Origin of the sequence: Microbulbifer sp. 2205BS26-8 (genome assembly GCF_030731025.1) — a bacterium.
In the GTDB taxonomy this organism is placed as follows: domain Bacteria; phylum Pseudomonadota; class Gammaproteobacteria; order Pseudomonadales; family Cellvibrionaceae; genus Microbulbifer; species Microbulbifer spongiae.
On record NZ_JAVAMR010000020.1, the window covers coordinates 1 to 1,855 of the forward strand.

Genomic DNA, 1,855 nt, shown 5'->3' on the forward strand with positions numbered 1-1,855 from the left:
TTTTCAAGGAGCCTCGTCAGTAAAATCTGTGGGCAGTTTCCGGTACCGGTAACTGCCCAAGCGCATGATATAGGGCGATTTCCAGACATCTGTAGGTCCTGAAACCGTAGGATTTTCTGGCTGTCACTTTTGCTTTGTTGTTCAGACCCTCGACAACGCCGTTGGAGATGGCCTTCTTGGCCTTGAACCAGTTCAGAATCAACTCCCGATTCTGGCGGATATTCCTGGCCACTTTCTTCATCGGCTCTATCTTCGAGCGCATGGCCCGCGTGGTCCAGCGATCCAGGAACTTGCCCGCCCATGTTGGTGACACATATTCCCACAGGCCATTGAAGTCCTCCCGCAGCAGGTAGGCGCGGATACTCCTCAAGTTGTACTTCAGCAACTCTGAGAGTTTCGCCTCCTGGTTCTCCGTTAAGTTCTCCCTGCGTTTCAACAAGCTCCAGCGGCTTTTGGTCAACACCGGTTCATAGCCGCCCTCCTTTAGCTGCCTGTGCTCTTCCGCCCGCACGCTGTCGATGGCCTTGTTGAACATCGACATGATGTGGAACCGATCCAGGATATGCAGTGCCTGCAAGGCCCGCTCCTTGATCACCTTGAGATAGGCCTGCCACATGTCAGAGCATACCTACTTCAAATGCTGGCTTCGTTCCGGGCCCAAGAGATCGAAGAACCTCTCCAGGGTCTTGCTGGTGCGCTCCTTGCCCACCCACAGCAGCCGTGTGTGGCCCTGGTCGATCTGGTACACCAGAGTGACATAGTCGTGTCCCCTGCGCCGGGCTATCTCGTCGACGCCAATGGCCGTAATACCCGATAAATCCCGGTGCTTCAGCCCCCAATCCACTATGTATTCCACGGCAGAGAACACTTTCTCCCAACTGGTGCGGAAGTGGTCGGCCACTTCTTTCCAAGACAGTTTCTCAGCCCATTGGGCCAGGTACTGCATGTAGGTAGTGGTCAGCTCTCGCTTCCCTTGTCCCCATGGCACCTGTTCGATCTTGACGCTACAGCGGCGGCAGTTGACCCGCCGCATCTGGTACACAAAGAATACGGCGAATCCCCAGATGGGGATAAACTCAAAACGCCTTACCCCTTGGTGGTCATAAACCGATCCCGGCCTCTGGCAGCCGGAGCAGACGGGCCTGGCGTTCTTGCGAGGCACGATATCAACCTCGATCTCTGCAGGTTTCGCGTCGCCTCCCATGAAGCGCACACTGCGGTATACAAAGGACTTGTGCTTGAGGCACCGATTCAAGATAGTCTTCAACTGCATCTGTTGGGTTGGTGTTTTGGCGATCTTTTTTGATGAAACAGATCTTATTCAAAACACACCAACAGATGCACCTTCCTGATTTCTGTCTGGATAGGTGGTCAAGGAAGAACGCGGACGCTTGCGTCGAGTAGTCCTTGACTGCCTATACCGGATAATACTCCCTTGCCTCCCGGTGAGGGCGGGGCAAGCCATAGGAGGCGGAGCCCCTATTCAGCGGGTTTCAGACCCACAGATTTCGCTGAGGACCCTAAAATTTATCTGGCCCGGTTACGATTTGCGCCGCACCCCATCGGACAAGCAAAGCTACGGTCTTTTACCGGAAAAATTATCCGTTCCATTCTCGAAAGCATTCTACCAGCTCCTATCACATCCCTACATTGAGAAGCTGGTTAGGTCTGTCCGCCGAGAACTACTCTGTCGTACATTCTTCTGGAATCGCTACGACCTCGAAAACAAACTTGCCGATTTTCAATAAGCATCGTACTCATGCGGGCATTAATGTTCAAATTCCATACCATTTTAATGACAACACCAAAGCAACATAGATAGCAATTCGCCACCAACAAGTGAGGGATTTTATAT

The 1,855-nt window shown here is 52.8% G+C and carries 1 pseudogene; it reads right to left on the reverse strand.

Annotated features, from left to right (window positions below):
• Positions 1-16 precede the first annotated feature (16 nt).
• Positions 17-1,273: pseudogene (locus Q5Y71_RS08745) on the reverse strand (ISL3 family transposase).
• Positions 1,274-1,855: the final 582 nt, after the last annotated feature.